The sequence below is a fragment of the Blattabacterium sp. (Nauphoeta cinerea) genome, assembly GCF_000471965.1.
In the GTDB taxonomy this organism is placed as follows: Bacteria; Bacteroidota; Bacteroidia; order Flavobacteriales; family Blattabacteriaceae; genus Blattabacterium.
In genome coordinates this window covers 352,261-368,854 of record NC_022550.1, presented here as the reverse complement: position 1 = coordinate 368,854, position 16,594 = coordinate 352,261, and the positions used below count along the sequence as shown (strand labels likewise).

The window sequence follows — 16,594 nt, the reverse complement described above, 5'->3', positions numbered from 1 at the left end:
ATGTATGAAAAAAAAAATTGAAAAAGCATTAGAAAATGTTATTATTGTTGATAATAAAAATATCATAGAATCTGGTTGGGTAAAAAAAATAGATTTATTAGATAATGAAATCAAGATCTACTTGAGTTTATCCAATCCCGCTATGCATATAAAAAATAAACTTATAAAAGATATTACCCGTTCTATAAAAAATCAAAATATTTCAGATACAATAGGTATAAAAATAGAAATCAAATCAGATACAAATACAAAAACAAAATCTATAATAAAAAATATAATAGCAGTTGCTTCTGGAAAAGGAGGAGTAGGAAAATCTACAATCTCAACAAATATTGCTGTTTCTTTAGTAAAAATGGGGTTTCATGTAGGATTATTAGATGCGGATATTTATGGCCCTTCTATTCCATTAATGTTTAATATTGAAAATAAATCTGTTAATTTTCAATATAAAAATGGAATTATAAATCCTATTACTAGTTATGGAGTTAAAATTCTATCCATAGGTTTTTTTTCAAAATATGGACAGGCTATTGTTTGGAGGGGGCCCATGGTAACTAAAGTTTTAAGACAGTTTATGCACGAAACTAATTGGGGAAAATTAGATTTTTTAATTGTAGATTTACCACCAGGAACAGGGGATATTCATTTATCTCTTTTACAAGAAATTCCATTAAAAGGAATTGTTATAGTAAGTACATCTCAAAAAATAGCTTTGTCGGATGTCAATCGGTCTGTAGGAATGTTTCGTATTGAATCTATTTATGTTCCCATACTTGGAATTATAGAAAATATGTCTTATGTTTTATCAAAAAAACAAAAATGTTATTTTTTTGGAAAAAATGGAGTTAAAGATTTTTCTAAAAAAATGAATATTTTTTTTCTGGGAGAAATTCCCATGTTACAAAACATACGAGAATATTCAGATTTAGGAATACCTGTTGTATTAGAAAATGAGGAAGTTAGAAATATATTTCTAAATATTACGAAAAATATTATCAATCAATTGTATGGAATAAATATTATTAACAAAGTTTGATAAATTCTTTTATTATTAATATTAGAAGAGATATAGATTTTTCTGTTTCTTGATCAAGCTGTTTTAAAAAATTGATTTCATTGGAATTATGTCGATTATTTTCTTTGGTTTGTTCATATGCCCCCCCTATCCCCATAATGATGGATATAGAAAATACTCGTAAATTCATGCATCTGGCTGTGATAACATCTGTAATCAGATTCATACCTACACTATCCCCCCCTATAGATCGTATCATTGCATATTCTGCATATGTTTTATAATTAGGATAAGGATAAGCAACATATACTCCTTTCTGAATAATAATGTTATGATTCATAGCAATATTTTCTGCAATTTCTATCATTTTTTTATCATATGGTTCTGTGATTTCAAAGAATCTATTTTTTATAAATTCTTTTATATTAGGATTTTCAGGAAAAAAATTAATATGATCTTTAATTAACATAACATCTCCCATTTTATAGTTGGGATTGACTCCAGCAGAAAAATTCATCAATATTAATTTATCTATTCCTATATTTTTACACAACAGGACTATAAGGAAATTGTTTGTTCTATTTTCTTCATAAAAATGCTCTATTAAAAGGACTACATTCTTATCTCCTATTTTACCGAATAAAAATTTTCCATATAAGTTTTTTTTTGAAAAAAGGGGGATTTCTTCATAAAAAATGCATATAGGATTTTTGATCTCCTCTATAAATTTATAGAATTGATCTCCTAATAATAAAATCCCAAAATCAGGTTTTTCTTTGATTTTATTTTGTATATATTGTTTTGATTTTTCTAAAGTTATAGTCATTGACATAAATTCAAGTTTTTATCAAATTATACGAACGAACACAACATAGGAAAAAATAAAACAAAGGTAAATTGTTTCATTATTATTATTTGATTAATTTTGACTTATTGTATGACATTTACTTCTCTTGATAAAGGGATTCCAAATTTTTTTTTTATGTTTTTTATTATTTTTTCAGAAAAAGAATATATATCCATTCCAGTCGCTTTCCCATAGTTTACTAAAATGATAGGTTTTTTTTCATATATTCCTACATTTCCAATTTTTTTTCCTTTCCATCCTATATTTTCAATTAATGAATTAACAGATAGTTTGATTTTGTGATTAAAAACACTATAGCCTATAATATCTGGATATTGATGTTTAAGTTTTTGAAAATCTAACACCCCTATTATAGGATTTGTGAAAAAACTACCAGCATTTCCAATTTTTTTTGGATTTGGAAGTTTTTTTTGTCTAATATTAAAAATTGCCTGAATTAAATCGTTCATAGTAGGTGTTTTCACATTCATATTTTCTAATTCTTTTTTAATTTCTACATAAGATGTATTTAATTGTTTATATTTTTTTCTTAAAATAAAAAAAACAGATAAAATCAGAAATTTATTTCTGTAATGAGGATGCTTAAAACAAGAATCACGATATGTTAATTGACATTCTTGACGTGTAAATTCTCTTATTTTTCTATTATCTATTTCATATGCTTCTACTTTGATTAAAGTATCTTTGATTTCTGTTCCATATGCCCCGATGTTTTGAATGGGGGCGGCTCCAACTGTACCAGGAATAAATGATAGGTTTTCTAACCCACTAAATCCTTTTTTTATCGTCCAATTTACAAACTCATCCCAATTTTCTCCAGCATAAGCTTGAACAATAGCTTGATAATCATTTTCTTTTATTATTTTTTTTCCTTTCATTCCCATTTTTATTACTATTCCCGGATAATAATCTTTTATAAAAAGAATATTACTCCCATTTCCTAAAAAAAGTTTTGATATGTACGGATATATATCCAAAATATATTGAAGGTCTTTTATACTTTTTACTTCTACAAAATAACGAGCATAAATATTTATTCCAAATGTATTAAATTTTTTTAGAGAAAAGTTTTTTTTAATGAACATGTGAAAAATATTTCATAAATACATAAATACAATTTTGTACGTAAATATTGTATGATTAAATTTATCTATAGTAAAAATATAAAATTGTTATTCTTTATGAAAAAAGGAGGAAGTTTTTTTTGGGGGGTTGTTTTAGGAACCATGGCTGGTTTAATAGTAGGGATGATATTAACTCCAAGAAAAGAAGAAAAAATAAAAAACATATTAGAAAAAAAAACAGAAGAATTAAGAAATAATTTACAGGAAATTGGGAAACAAATTGGAAAAAAGGTACATAAAATTAAATCAAACTTTGAATCTAAATGGAAAAAAAATAAAATAGAAAAAATGGATCAAGTAGAAGATGAATTAGGAACTTAAAATTTTAATTAATAGGTTTTTCTTTAAAATGTTCATTTTTATTAGGAATTTTATTCATAAAAAATGGTGTATTTTTAGAAATGAAATCATTCAAATATTAATTTCTATTATGACAGAGATTTTTTTGAATTTTTTACTGTTGATATTTTGTATTATTATTTTTTTTTTAGTCAGCCTTTCTTTATGTTTTTTTCTTTCTTTTTATTTTGGAAATTATGTTATAGGATTTGGAATTTTAACCATTTTATATTTCTTAATTTTTATTCTTATATTTTATTTTGGAAGAGATATTACAAGATTTATTATCAAGAATTTATTTAATAAATCTTTTATTAAAATTTTTGATCATAAAAAATGATATAGTATGAAAAAATTAGAAATTGTTTATGGAATACATCCATTGATAGAAGCTATTATAGCTAAAAAAACTATTAGTAGACTTTTTTTTCAAAGAGGATTAAAACAAGAATCAAATGCTTACAAAAAATTAATAACTCTTTCCAAAAAAGAACATATTCCAATTCAAACTGTTTCAAAACAAAAATTCTATCAATTAAAAAATAAAAATCATCAAGGAGTTTTTGCTGTTATTCCCCCTATAGAAACTTATTATATAGAAGATTTGCTTCCTATGTTTTATGAAAAAAGAAAAAATCCACTTTTGATCATTTTAGATAGAATTACAGATGTAAGAAATTTTGGATCAATCATACGTACTGCTGCATGTGCAGGAGCAGATGCTATTATCATTCCCAAAAAAGATACAGCTATGATTGGATCTGATTCTATAAAAACTTCTTCAGGAGCTTTATTTAGGGTTCCAATATGTCAAGAAAAAAATATACTGAACACAATAGTATTTTTGAAAAATTATGGATTAAAAATTGTTTCTGCTACAGAAAAATCCAATATGTATTGGTACGATATTGATTTTTCTGGTCCAATAGCTCTAATATTAGGAAATGAAGAAAAAGGAATTTCTTCTAAATATTTAAAAGCTTCCTATGAAAAAGTAAAAATTCCGGCAATAAAAGGAATTTCATCTTTAAACGTATCTGTAGCTTGTGGTATTATTTTGTATGAGATCTTCAGACAAAGAAAATATCAATTTAAAACTCACTTTTAAATTGTTTCAAAAAACGAATGTCATTATCAAAATAAATTCTAATATCTTTTATTTTATAAATTATTAGAGCTAAACGTTCAATTCCCAATCCAAAAGCAAATCCAGAATATATTTCTGAATCAATATTTACGTTTTTTAAAACTTGGGGATCTATCATTCCACAACCCATAATTTCTACCCATTCATTATTACAATATATATCCACTTCAGCACTCGGTTCTGTGAATGGGAAATAAGAAGGACGAAATCTAATTTTTTCTTCTCCAAAAAGAGAAGTGATCAAATAATGAATCGTTTGTTTTAAATCAGAAAAAGAAACTTTTTTATCTATATAAAATCCTTCCGCTTGATGAAACATGAAATTGGAACGTGACGAAATAGTTTCATTTCTATATACTTTTCCGGTAGACAATATACGAAAAGGCGGAGTATGCTTTTTCATATATCGTATTTGTACAGAGGAAGTATGTGTCCGTAACAAAATATCTTGATTTTTGCATAAGAAAAATGTATCTTGCATGTCTCTAGATGGATGATAAATAGGAATATTTAAAGCTGTAAAATTATGCCAATCATCCTCTATTTCAGGCCCATCTACATAAGTAAATCCAATTTTTATAAAAATATCTATTATTTTATTTTTTATAATAGATAAGGGATGTCTCCCCCCTATTTCTATGGATTGTCCTGGTAGAGTAGGATCGACTTTTAGCACTTTTTCATTTTTTATGTCATTTTTTAAATGAAAAACATTTATTTTGTTTTGAGCTTCTTTTTTTAATTCATTAATAATTTTTCCATAAATTTTTCTTTTATGAATGGAAATTTTTTTGAATTCTTTAAATAAAATTATTAAAATTCCCTTTTTTTTTCCTAGAAACTTAATTCTAAATGTTTCTAAATCATTATATGTTTTAATATGAAAAGATTTGATTTCTTTTTTAATTTGATCTATTTTTTTATCCATAATATTTATTAAATAATATTTTCGTCATTCATATAACGAATAATAGCTTTTTTGATTAAAAATAATTGATCTTTATGATTAAAAGGAATTTTATTTTTCAATATATAATGAGGCCATCCTTCTTTATCTTTTCCCAGAAACAAATAGTAACCAAAAGGTTCTAATATTCTACATATTGCAATATGTAGAATATGAATTTTATCTTCTTTATTGAAAGATGGATTCTTTCCTTTTCCTAATTCTTGAATTCCTATTAGGTAAATAATTCCAATTATATCAATTTTTTCTTCTACAGAAAAATTATTTTGTATATATGATATGATTTTATTCCAATTGGTATGAAATTGTTGCATGAATTTTTTTTCCATTTTATTTAGTATATTAAAAATATGTTAGATATTATTATTATAATTCTAGTTTTATATGGTGGATATCATGGATATAGAAAAGGGTTAATTTCTCAATTATTCATATTTATGACATCTTTAATATTGATTTTCAAAGGGTTTTATGTTTTCAATTTCATAAAAGGGATTTTAAAAGAAGTTAATATAATAAGTAAAAAACCTTACATGTTGATGATTTATTCTATAATCATTTCACTATTTTCTATTATTATTATCGCTTTTATCATTAAAAAAATCATAGAATTGATAATAATTATTACATGGATGAAACCTCTAGATAGATTGGGTGGTGGAGTATTGGGCATGATTAAATATTTTTTTTGTCTTTTAATATGTATTCTTTTTCTAAAAGAAGCAAATAAAAAAATAGATTTATTTCCTTATAATTTCTTCCAAAATTCCTTTGAAAAAAAATTTCAATTTTTTTTCTATCAAAAAGGATCTTTATTAAATAAATTGAAAGAATTATATTTTAAATTTTATGAGTTTTAAAAAAAAAATTTTTTCTATTTTAGAAAAAAAAGAATTTGATAATTTGACATGGGATATATTTCATTATCAAATTCAAAATAATAAACTTTATAAAAGTTATCTTCAATCCTTAGAGGTGAATCCATTTGAAATCAGAAATATTTCTGAAATTCCTTTTTTACCTATTTCTTTTTTTAAAACGCATCGTATTAGCAGTACAACGAATTGTTATGATATTATTTTTACTAGCAGCGGCACTACTGGAATCAAAAGTAAACATTATATCAAAGATTTGAGTATTTATATTGATAGTGTTCGAAACGGTTTCGAATTTTTTTATGGTCCAATAGAGAAATTTCAGTTTTTAGGATTTTTTCCTACAGATAGAAAAGATTCTTCTTTAATTTATATGGTAAAATATTTAATACAAAAAACATATAAAAATGGGAGTCATTTTGTCCCTCATACTTTTTATAAAGATAAGCATATTATTCCTAATCAAAATGATAAAAATATTTTCATTTTTGGACTTAGTTTTTCTTTATTGGATTTTATAGAAAAATACAATCATACGAAACAAAATGAATTCCAAAATAAAGTCATAATTATGGAAACAGGAGGGATGAAGGGAAAAAGAAAAGAGATCATTCGAGAAGAATTACACAATATTTTAAAAAAATTTTTTTCTGTCAAGGAAATTCATTCGGAATATGGAATGACAGAATTACTTTCTCAAGCATATGCAAAAAAAAACGGGATATTTCAATGTCCTCCTTGGATGAAAATATATATAAGAGATACTGAAGATCCTTTTATACATGTTGATCACAATAAAATAGGAGGAATTGATATTATTGATTTATCAAATTATCTATCTTGTCCTTTTATTTCTACCCAAGATTTGGGAAAAAAAATCAGTGATAATGAATTCGAAGTATTAGGAAGGATGGATTTTTCAGATATACGAGGATGTAATCTAATGACTTCCATTTGTTAGAAAGTTAAAAAGGATGCATCTTTTTTGGATGAAATATGGGATAATGTATCGTGATACAATAGAACCATATCTTCTATATTTTCCGTAATTTTTTTTGATTGTCGAAGAATATCTAACATCAAAAAAGTATTTTTTGTTCCATATTTTTTATGGATAATTCCTATCACCTGTTGATTCATTTGCTCCTCAATTTTTTTTATAATTTGATTTTGTATAGTACAAGAAAATTGCTTACAATTTTTATCTGTTGTTATTCTTTTTATGATGTTGAAATGTTCAATCATAAGATGCTCAAGTATTAATAAATTCTTTTTTTGTTTATATTTTAAAGGTTTATGACTGTTGATTACATGAAACAATGTATGATTCGCAATAATATCTGAAGATTCAATGATTTCTTTAGTTTTATTGTATATATGGATATAAAGAATTCCAGCAATTGGTTCGCCATTTTTTGTTTTTCTAATCACTTTAATTAAAGAGTCATGTATATTCGTAAAATTTTCTTTTACTCTTAAAAAATAATTTCTATTTTCTTGAAGAATTTTTAAATTTTCTTGAGTAATTCCTGCTATACTATTTTTGTAAATACTCTCAATATATTCAAGTATCGGCTTTATAATATCGAAAGTTTTGCTTAAAGTCATCTCTAAAGTTAGATTCACTACTCCAAAAAATGGTTTTTCTTCTATTTTTTTATCTTGCATTTTATTATATAGTTTATAACTTCTGTAAAAAACAAATACAATCAAAAAAATAAGAAAAAGTAGAGCCCATATTTTAAAAAAATATAAAAAAGAAGCTGTGATTCCCGCCATAGTAAAAGCAATAAAACCTGTTAGAAACCATCCTCTTATGACTTTTAATACTCCTGAAACTCGATAAACGGCACTTTCTCTATCCCATGCTCGATCTGAAAGAGAAGTTCCCATAGATACCATAAAAGTCACAAAAGTAGTAGATAATGGTAGTTTTTGAACTGTAGCTATAGATATCAATATACTGGATATAGTTAAATTAGCAGAAGCTCTAACCAAATCAAAAGCTACACCTTCTTCTGTTTGTATTTTTTTTTGTTTAAAATTTTTTTCTATTTTTACCAGAAATCTTTTAGGAAATAATTTAAAAAAATGGTTTCCTAAATATAAAAATAATCGAACAATTCCTCTAGAAAAAGAATTGGATAAAAATTTTTCTGGTCCTTCATTTTGTCTACTTAAATTAATTTCTGTGCTTGTGATATTTTTTGTTTTTTTGGAAAACCAAAGAGTCAATATCATAATCATTCCTGAAAAAATTAAAACGGAAGATGGAGCCTGTACGTTTCCAGATAAACCTTCCATATTGAATTTTTCAGCTGGTGGGCTTCCCGATTCGTTCCATATGTTATAAGACTGGATACTAGCTATTGGAATTCCAATAAAATTTACCAAATCATTTCCAGCAAAGGCCATGGCCAAAGAAAATGTGCCATATAATACGACAAATTTTAATATATTATATCCTAAAGAAACAAATATTTTTGCTATCAGAGTCCAAGTTGAAAATAATATGAGTAAAAAAACAAAAAAATTATGGTGAATCCATTTGATAAAATGTTGAATGAATAAGGAAAACCCTGTTAAATTTTCGTCAGTAAAACCCTGTAAAGTACTATGCAATCCTCTTACAATAAGAAAATAAGTCATACTGCTCAATGAAATTGCACTCCATATTACTCCTACATATTTTAATTTACTTTCATATTCAAAACTAAATAAATAACGAATGAAATAGTGAAGAAAAGCACCGGAAATAAAAGAAATGATAATGGATAAAAAAATACCTATAATAATAGTAAATGTTTTTTCCATTTTAATATATAAAGTTAGATGATGAAAGGGTTCATTATTCAATGGAGAAGCAATCTTTATCATGGCTATGCTAAAAGCAGCGCCTAATAAGCAAAAAACCATAGATACTGTAGTCGATGTAGGTAATCCTAAAGTGTTAAAAACATCTAATAAAATAATATCGGATATCATAACCGACAAAAAAATGAAAATAATATCTGAAAAATAAAAATAAGATGGATCAAAAACTCCTTTTCTTGCTACTTCCATCATTCCACTAGACAAAAAAGCGCCTAAAAAAATACCTAAACTCGCAAAAATCATGATAGTATTACGAGAAGCCACTTGAGATCCAATAGCAGAATTGAGGAAATTAACGGCATCATTAATTAAACCAACAATAAGATCAAATATAGATAAGAAAAAAAGAACTATTATAATTGAGAAATAAAAGAGTTTCATAATAATAGATATTATTGATATATCCACAAAAAAAAACAATATTCTTTTATTAAGATTTGTTTTTGATCAATAGTGAATAATTTTTATAATTTTACAATTTTTTTAAAGATTCTTTAATAAGATTTTCTACAGAAAATTCTGGATTCTTAGCCAGAAGATCATCCAAAATTGTTTGAGACTCTTTATGAGAAAATCCCAAGACACTTAAAGCACTTAAAGCTTCTTTTTTTATTGAATAAGATGTATTTTCCAATATTTTTATTTTTTCTTTTTTAGGAATAATTTCTTTAATAATTTTATCTTTTAGTTCAATAATAATTCTTTTTGCTATTTTCGTTCCGATTCCTTTAACTTTATTCAATACTTTTATATCTTCTTTAGATATGGATTTTTCTATTTCATATGGAGTAAGAGAAGATAATAGCATAATAGCAGAACTTGGACCTATTCCATTTACGGATATCAAATAAGAAAATATTTGTCTTTCTTTTTTATCAAAAAAACCATATAAAATATGGTTATTTTCTTTGATAAACAGATAAGTATGTATGAAAATATCTTTTCCTTCTTTTTCTAATAAAGAAAAATAGGTATATGAAGATATATGAATATAATATCCTATGCCATGACAATCTATGATTAAATAAGATTGATTTTTTTCTATTAACTTTCCTCTTAAATGTGTTATCACAATATAATAACTTGTTCAATAAAAGTTATTTTTTTCTAAAAAAAATTTGTATGGGGACTCCTATAAAATCAAAGTGATAACGAATTTTATTTTCAACAAATCTTTTATAAGATTTTTTTATATGTTGAGGAAAATTAGAAAAAAAAATAAATTTTGGCGTGTATGAAGGCAACTGAGTACAATATTTTATAGTTATGAATTTATTTTTTTTCTTAGGAGTAGGAGGGTGTTTTTTCAAAATTGGTAACATAATTTTATTTAAAATATTCGTTTTTAATCTGTTTTTACGGGATTTTAAAACCTGATAAGCCATGGGAATAATGTTGTGGATTCCATCTTTATTTTTAGCGGATATAAAAAGAATAGGAACGTTATCAAATGGAGAAATTTTTTTTCTGATAAAAAATTCGTAATCTTTTTGTGTATAATAGTTATTTTTATAAAGTAGATCCCATTTGTTAACAAGAATTATAATCCCTTTATGATTTTTTTCTACTAATTTAAAAATATTCATGTCCTGTTTTTCCCATCCATGACCTGCATCTACCATTAAAAGACAAACATCCGCATATTCTATTGTTTGAACCGTTCTCATCGTAGAATAAAATTCAAGATTATTTCTTATTTTTGATTTTTTTCTGACTCCAGGCGTATCTACTAAAATGCATTCCCATTTTTTATAGAATACATCGAGACTATCTCTAGTTGTTCCAGAAATATTTGTCACAATATGATGGTCTTTATTTAGAAAAGAATTAATTAAAGTTGATTTTCCTACATTGGGACGTCCTACTATTGAAAAACGAGGAATAAATTCGTATTCCGATATTTTTTCTTTTTTGTTCAATAATTTGAATATTTTTATTAGTTTGTCTAATAATTCTCCTGTACCGCTCCCATTTATAGCTGATATACAGTAACATTTTTCAAATCCTAAACGGAAAAAATCTGTATCAGAATATACAGATTTTCCAGTGTCTACTTTATTTACAACTAACAAAATTAGTTTTTTATATTTTCTTAAAATTTGAGCAATTTCTTTATCTATATCTAATATTCCTACTTTTATATCTACTAAAAATAGAATAACATCAGATTCTTTGATAGCTATAAAAATTTGGTTTTTGATTTCTTTTTCAAGTACATCATTTTCAGAAACAGAAAAACCACCAGTATCTACTACAGAAAATTTGACTCCATTCCATTCTGAATTTCCATAAATACGATCTCTTGTCACTCCACTTGTGACATGAACAATAGCTTTTCTTCTTCCTACAAGACGATTAAACAAAGTTGATTTTCCGACATTGGGTCGTCCTACTATAGATACGATATAATTCATTTTTAATAAATTATTCACAAAGGTAGAATTTTTTCATTAGTTTCATTATTAGATTATTAGTCAAAGTGTATATTAAAAAGAAAATAAAAAATAATACATTGCGTATAGATATTGTTAGTATTATCCCTGAAATTTTTCATAGTCCTTTTTCCAATTCTATTATTAAAAGGGCAATTGATAAAGGGTTAATTGATATTCACGTCCATGATTTACGTAAATATGGTTTAGGAAAACGAAAAAATGTGGATGATTATCCTTATGGAGGCGGGGCTGGAATGGTAATTCGAATAGAACCTGTATATCAGTGTTTTTCCAAGCTTTTATCAGAAAGAAATTATGATGAGAAAATTTTTATGACTCCTGATGGAAAGTTGTTTTCTCAAAAATATGCTAAAAATTTAATTAATAAGAAAAATATCATCATTCTTTGTGGTCGTTATAAAGGAATTGATCAAAGAATTAGAGATCACTTAATTTCCGAAGAAATATCTATTGGAAATTATATTTTATCTGGAGGAGAATTAGCTGCTGCTGTTATCGTAGAATCTATAGTGAGATTATTACCTGGAGTCATAAAAAATAAAGACTCCATCCTCACAGATTCTTTTCAAAGGGAATCCTTAATCGCTCCTCCCCTTTACACTCGTCCATTAGTTTATAAAGGATGGTCTGTTCCAAAAATACTTTTATCTGGACATCATAAGAAAATAAAAGATTGGTTGGATCAGAAATCCATGCCATTCAAACGAAAATTGGATTCTTAGAGGATCCATCAAAATGAATTTTTCTATAAATTAATCGTTTTATAACTTCATTGATTTTATCAAAATCAAATTCTTTAATCACATCTTGCATTAAATTTCTAATTTGTGTGTTACATAAATTTCCTATACTTCCTTCATGAGAATAAAAACCCTTAGTAAAAGGTTTGAAACATCCATTTTGTATATCTAAACTTACTTTTTGATAAGCTTCTCTAAAAGAATATCCTTTTTCAACAACAAGCTGATTCACTACTTCTACACTAAATAAATATTGATACTTATCATCTTGAATAATATCCTTTCTTATTATGATATGATTCAACATATATTGAAACATGGAAAAACATTTTTTTAATTCTTCAAAAATGGGAAGAAATCTTTCTTTAATAATTTGAAAATCTCTATGGTATCCTGAGCATAAATTAGAAGAAATCAAAGAAATTTCATTAGGTAACGATGTCATTCTATTACATGTCGCTCGTATAATTTCAAAAACATCTGGATTTTTTTTATGAGGCATAATGCTAGATCCGGTAGTCAGATGATCAGGAAAACTAATAAAATTCAAATTTTGACTTAAATATAAACAAATATCTTGTGCCATTTTACCTAAAGTTCTTGCCAAAGAAGAAATAGATTCTGAAACGATTCTTTCCATTTTTCCACGTCCCATTTGAGCATACACAACATTATAATTTAAGTTTTCGAACCCCAATAAATCAGTTGTCATTTTTCTATTTAAAGGGAAAGAAGATCCGTAACCTGCAGCGGAACCTAAAGGGTTTTTATTTACAATACGATATGCGGCACGCATTAATAATAAATCATCTATTAAACTTTCTGCATATGCAGCAAACCAAAGACCAAAAGAAGAAGGCATCGCTATTTGGTAATGAGTATAACCAGGCATTAATATGTTCTTATGTTGTTCACTTAATTTCAATAATAAATCAAAAAAAGAATAAGTCATATATACAATTTCCTTGATTTCTGTGCGAACAAAAAGTTTTAAATCCAACAAAATTTGATCATTTCTAGATCTCCCACAATGTATTTTTTTTCCGATTTCTCCTAAACGATTGGTTAACAGAAATTCTATCTGAGAATGAATATCTTCTATTCCTTCATCAATTTTAAAGTTATTTTTTAAAATTTCGTGAACATAAATATTACGCAATTCCTGAATTAAAATTTTTAAATCTTTTTGATTTAATAATCCTATACTTTTCAACATAATAACATGAGCTATGGTTCCTATCACATCATATGGTGCTAAAAGTAAATCTATTTTTGAATCTTTACTTGAAGTAAAATTTTCTATTTCTTTGTTAAAACTCAAATTCGTTCTTTTTCCCCAAATTTTCACGGAATAATATTTTTTCTATCTTTGATCTAAAGATCTAAAATAAAAAATAAAACTAAAAATATTATGCAAAATAATAAATAAAATTAATGGATTATGAATAAAAAACATAATACAATACATAATACAGATTATAAAGATTATACAGCAGATAGTATTCAATCTCTTGAAGGGATAGAGCATATTCGACTCCGACCGTCTATGTATATTGGAGATATAGGAGTTAGAGGGTTACATCACTTGATTTACGAATTAATAGATAATTCTGTTGATGAAGCTTTAGCAGGTTTTTGCAACAAAATATGGGTTACTATTCATAAAAATGGATTTATCACTGTACTTGACAATGGTCGTGGAATTCCAATAGATATTCATAAAAAAGAAGGAAAATCTGCTCTGGAAGTTGTGATGACTAAAATTGGTGCAGGTGGGAAATTTGATAAAAATTCTTATAAAGTTTCTGGAGGGTTACATGGTGTAGGAATTTCTTGTGTCAATGCTCTATCTAAAAAACTTATAGTTACAATTTATCGAAACGGAAAAATTTATCAACAAGAATATTTAAAAGGAAAAGCCCTTTATCCTGTAAAATGTTTAGGAAAAACTAATATGCAAGGAACAAAAATTTATTATATTGCTGATCATTCTATTTTTAATTCCATCATATATAATTATGAAATTATAGCTAATCGATTAAAAGAATTATCTTTTTTAAATAAGGGTCTGTATTTATTTCTAGAAGATGAAAGAGATAATATAAAGGAACATTTTTTTTCTCAAAATGGATTAAAAGAATACTTACCAATTTTAAACAAAAATCAGGATCCTTTGACACCAAATATTCTTTTTATTGAAGGAGAAAAAGATAATACTATTGTAGAAGTAGCAATGCAATACAATACTTCTTTTAAAGAAAAAATTTATTCTTATGTTAACAATATCAATACTTATGAAGGAGGAACTCATATTTCCGGTTTTAGAAGGGCATTAACAAGAACGTTTAAGAAATATGTAGAAGGACATGGTTTTTTATCTAATAAAATAGAATTAACTGGAGATGATTTTAGAGAAGGAATTACGGCTATTATATCTGTAAGAGTAATGGAACCTCAATTTGAAGGACAAACTAAAACAAAATTAAGTAATCACGAAGTAGGAGGTGTTGTGGATAAAATTGTGGGAGAAGCGTTATATAGTTATTTAGAAGAACATCCTAGTGATAGGAAAAGAATTATTGATAAAATTATTTTGTCAGCTAAAGCGCGTCAAGCTGCCAGAAAAGCTCGCGAATTAATCCAAAAAAAAATTCCTATAAGTAGTATTCTCCCTGGAAAATTAGCAGATTGTTCTTTTAATGATCCAGAAAACTGTGAAATTTATTTAGTGGAAGGAGATTCTGCTGGTGGAACAGCAAAACAAGGAAGAGATAGGAACTTTCAAGCTATTTTACCTTTACGAGGTAAAATACTAAATGTGGAAAAAGCTATGCAATATAAAATATTCGAAAATGAGGAAATAAAAAATATATTTACTTCTCTGGGAGTTTCTATTGGAACGGAAGAAGATCAAAAAATTTTAAATATAAAAAAACTTAGATACAATAAAATTATTATTATGACAGATGCAGATATAGATGGAAGCCATATTTCTACTTTAATTTTAACATTATTCTTTCGTTATATGAAACCCTTAATAGAAAAAGGACATGTTTATATTGCCACACCTCCACTTTATTTGATTCGAAAAGGAAATCATTATCAATATGCTTGGAGTGATAAAGAAAGAGAAAACATTATTGATAAATTAGGAGGAAGAAAGTCTGTCTATATACAACGTTACAAAGGACTAGGGGAAATGAATGCAGAACAACTTTGGGAAACGACAATGAATCCAAAAAAAAGAACTTTACGTAAAGTAAATATATCCGATTATTCTAAGGCAGACAGAATATTCTCCATTCTTATGGGAGACGAAGTCCCTCCCCGAAGAAATTTTATAGAACAAAATGCAATACATGCAAAAATTGATGTTTAGAAAGAATTGATCAATATTGTTATGAATTATATTCAATCAATTCTATTAGGGTTTATTGAAGGAATAACAGAATTTTTTCCTATTTCTTCTACAGGACATATGATTCTTGCTGCTTCTATTATGGGAATACTAGAAAATAAAATAACAAATTTATTTCTTGTTTCTGTTCAATTGGGAGCCGTTTTATCTGTAATTTTTTTGTATAGAAACAAGTTTTTTTTTCAAAAATTTGATTTTTATCTAAAAATTTTTGTAGCTAGTTTTCCTGTAGGAATTTTTGGTTTTTTATTGAATAAAATCGACAATTTTTTTTTATATAAGCCACTTATAGTTGCTTTATCTCTTTTAATAGGAGGATTAGTGATTCTGAAAGTAGAAACTTTTTATCAAAAAAATTTTTGTAATAGAAAAAATAGTATTACTTATTTGAAAGCTTTTATTGTTGGATTATTTCAATGTATGGCTTTAATTCCAGGAGTATCTAGAAGCGCAACTACCATTGTTGCTTGTATGTTACAAAATGTGAATCGGATAAAAGCTATTGAATTTTCTTTTTTTTTATCTGTTCCTGTTATTATAATTGCTACATGCAAAAAATTATTTGACTATTATTTTCAATTAAATTCTTTTACGTATAAAGATATAGAATTGTTGTTATTAGGAAATATAGTATCTTTTATCACTGGAATGATAGCTATCAAATGTTTCATAAAATATTTAAATAATTTTAAGTTATTTGGATACTATAGAATTTTTTTAGGAATTTTTTTTCTTATTATACATTATTTAATCAAACCGATTGGATAATTT

The 16,594-nt window shown here is 25.7% G+C and carries 17 protein-coding genes; 9 read left to right on the top strand and 8 right to left on the bottom strand.

The features are described 5' to 3' along the window. Nucleotides 1-4 precede the first annotated feature (4 nt). Nucleotides 5-1,036 carry an Mrp/NBP35 family ATP-binding protein gene (locus tag K645_RS01845; protein WP_022565179.1) on the top strand — a complete coding sequence of 344 codons (1,032 nt, stop codon included), beginning with the start codon at nt 5-7 and terminating at the stop codon, nt 1,034-1,036. Here the strand turns inward: K645_RS01845 and K645_RS01840 are convergent. Beyond that, nucleotides 1,023-1,847: a purine-nucleoside phosphorylase gene (locus K645_RS01840; RefSeq protein WP_022565178.1), complete on the bottom strand. Its 825-nt coding sequence runs from the start codon at nt 1,845-1,847 to the stop codon at nt 1,023-1,025. The two genes, K645_RS01845 and K645_RS01840, sit on opposite strands and share 14 nt — an antisense overlap. A gap of 98 nt (nt 1,848-1,945) precedes the next feature. Further along, a complete protein-coding gene (gene murB / locus K645_RS01835) occupies nt 1,946-2,968 on the bottom strand; it encodes a UDP-N-acetylmuramate dehydrogenase (RefSeq protein WP_022565177.1) in 1,023 nt (340 codons plus the stop codon). 96 nt (nt 2,969-3,064) lie between these two features. On the opposite strand from murB, the gene K645_RS01830 reads away from it, so the two are divergent. The 3 genes from K645_RS01830 to rlmB are packed head-to-tail and all read left to right on the top strand — an operon-like array spanning nt 3,065 to nt 4,454. Beyond that, nucleotides 3,065-3,328 (top strand): YtxH domain-containing protein, encoded by a 264-nt coding sequence (locus tag K645_RS01830; protein WP_041936012.1) that lies wholly within the window; start codon nt 3,065-3,067, stop codon nt 3,326-3,328. A 28-nt stretch (nt 3,329-3,356) separates the two neighbouring features. After that, entirely contained in the window at nt 3,357-3,686 is a 330-nt protein-coding gene (locus K645_RS01825) for a hypothetical protein (protein WP_022565175.1), read from the top strand. A gap of 6 nt (nt 3,687-3,692) precedes the next feature. Beyond that, nucleotides 3,693-4,454 carry a 23S rRNA (guanosine(2251)-2'-O)-methyltransferase RlmB gene (rlmB, locus tag K645_RS01820; RefSeq protein WP_022565174.1) on the top strand — a complete coding sequence of 254 codons (762 nt, stop codon included), beginning with the start codon at nt 3,693-3,695 and terminating at the stop codon, nt 4,452-4,454. Here the strand turns inward: rlmB and pheS are convergent. Next, nucleotides 4,438-5,421, bottom strand: coding sequence for a phenylalanine--tRNA ligase subunit alpha (gene pheS, locus K645_RS01815; RefSeq protein WP_022565173.1), 984 nt, complete (start codon nt 5,419-5,421; stop codon nt 4,438-4,440). The two genes, rlmB and pheS, sit on opposite strands and share 17 nt — an antisense overlap. Before the next feature lie 8 nt (nt 5,422-5,429). Next, a complete protein-coding gene (locus K645_RS01810; protein WP_022565172.1) occupies nt 5,430-5,789 on the bottom strand; it encodes a hypothetical protein in 360 nt (119 codons plus the stop codon). 21 nt (nt 5,790-5,810) lie between these two features. Between K645_RS01810 and K645_RS01805 the strand changes: the two genes are divergently transcribed. Continuing rightward, nucleotides 5,811-6,320, top strand: a complete 510-nt coding sequence (locus K645_RS01805; RefSeq protein ID WP_022565171.1) for a CvpA family protein — start codon at nt 5,811-5,813, stop codon at nt 6,318-6,320. Then, nucleotides 6,310-7,296, top strand: a complete 987-nt coding sequence (locus K645_RS01800) for an acyl protein synthase/acyl-CoA reductase (RefSeq protein WP_022565170.1) — start codon at nt 6,310-6,312, stop codon at nt 7,294-7,296. The genes K645_RS01805 and K645_RS01800 overlap by 11 nt, the downstream gene beginning before the upstream one ends. Here K645_RS01800 and K645_RS01795 read toward each other — a convergent pair. From K645_RS01795 to der, 3 genes are all read right to left on the bottom strand, one after another. Further along, on the bottom strand, nt 7,293-9,590 hold the full coding sequence (locus K645_RS01795; RefSeq protein ID WP_041936087.1) for an inorganic phosphate transporter: 2,298 nt from the start codon (nt 9,588-9,590) through the stop codon (nt 7,293-7,295). The genes K645_RS01800 and K645_RS01795 overlap by 4 nt on opposite strands. 91 nt (nt 9,591-9,681) lie before the next feature. Continuing rightward, a complete protein-coding gene (gene ruvA / locus K645_RS01790) occupies nt 9,682-10,281 on the bottom strand; it encodes a Holliday junction branch migration protein RuvA (RefSeq protein ID WP_022565168.1) in 600 nt (199 codons plus the stop codon). Between the two features lie 25 nt (nt 10,282-10,306). Then, a complete protein-coding gene (gene der / locus K645_RS01785; RefSeq protein WP_041936086.1) occupies nt 10,307-11,623 on the bottom strand; it encodes a ribosome biogenesis GTPase Der in 1,317 nt (438 codons plus the stop codon). A 98-nt stretch (nt 11,624-11,721) separates the two neighbouring features. Here der and trmD point away from each other — a divergent pair, with 98 nt between their 5' ends. Next, a complete protein-coding gene (trmD, locus tag K645_RS01780) occupies nt 11,722-12,387 on the top strand; it encodes a tRNA (guanosine(37)-N1)-methyltransferase TrmD (RefSeq protein WP_041936011.1) in 666 nt (221 codons plus the stop codon). On the opposite strand, the gene argH is transcribed toward trmD, so the two are convergent. Continuing rightward, a complete protein-coding gene (gene argH / locus K645_RS01775; protein ID WP_022565165.1) occupies nt 12,365-13,753 on the bottom strand; it encodes an argininosuccinate lyase in 1,389 nt (462 codons plus the stop codon). The two genes, trmD and argH, sit on opposite strands and share 23 nt — an antisense overlap. Before the next feature lie 93 nt (nt 13,754-13,846). On the opposite strand from argH, the gene gyrB reads away from it, so the two are divergent. Together gyrB and K645_RS01765 are read left to right on the top strand one after the other, a co-directional pair. Beyond that, complete coding sequence (gene gyrB / locus K645_RS01770; protein WP_022565164.1) at nt 13,847-15,784, top strand: DNA topoisomerase (ATP-hydrolyzing) subunit B; 1,938 nt, start codon at nt 13,847-13,849, stop codon at nt 15,782-15,784. 21 nt (nt 15,785-15,805) lie between these two features. After that, entirely contained in the window at nt 15,806-16,591 is a 786-nt protein-coding gene (locus K645_RS01765; protein ID WP_041936010.1) for an undecaprenyl-diphosphate phosphatase, read from the top strand. Nucleotides 16,592-16,594: the final 3 nt, after the last annotated feature.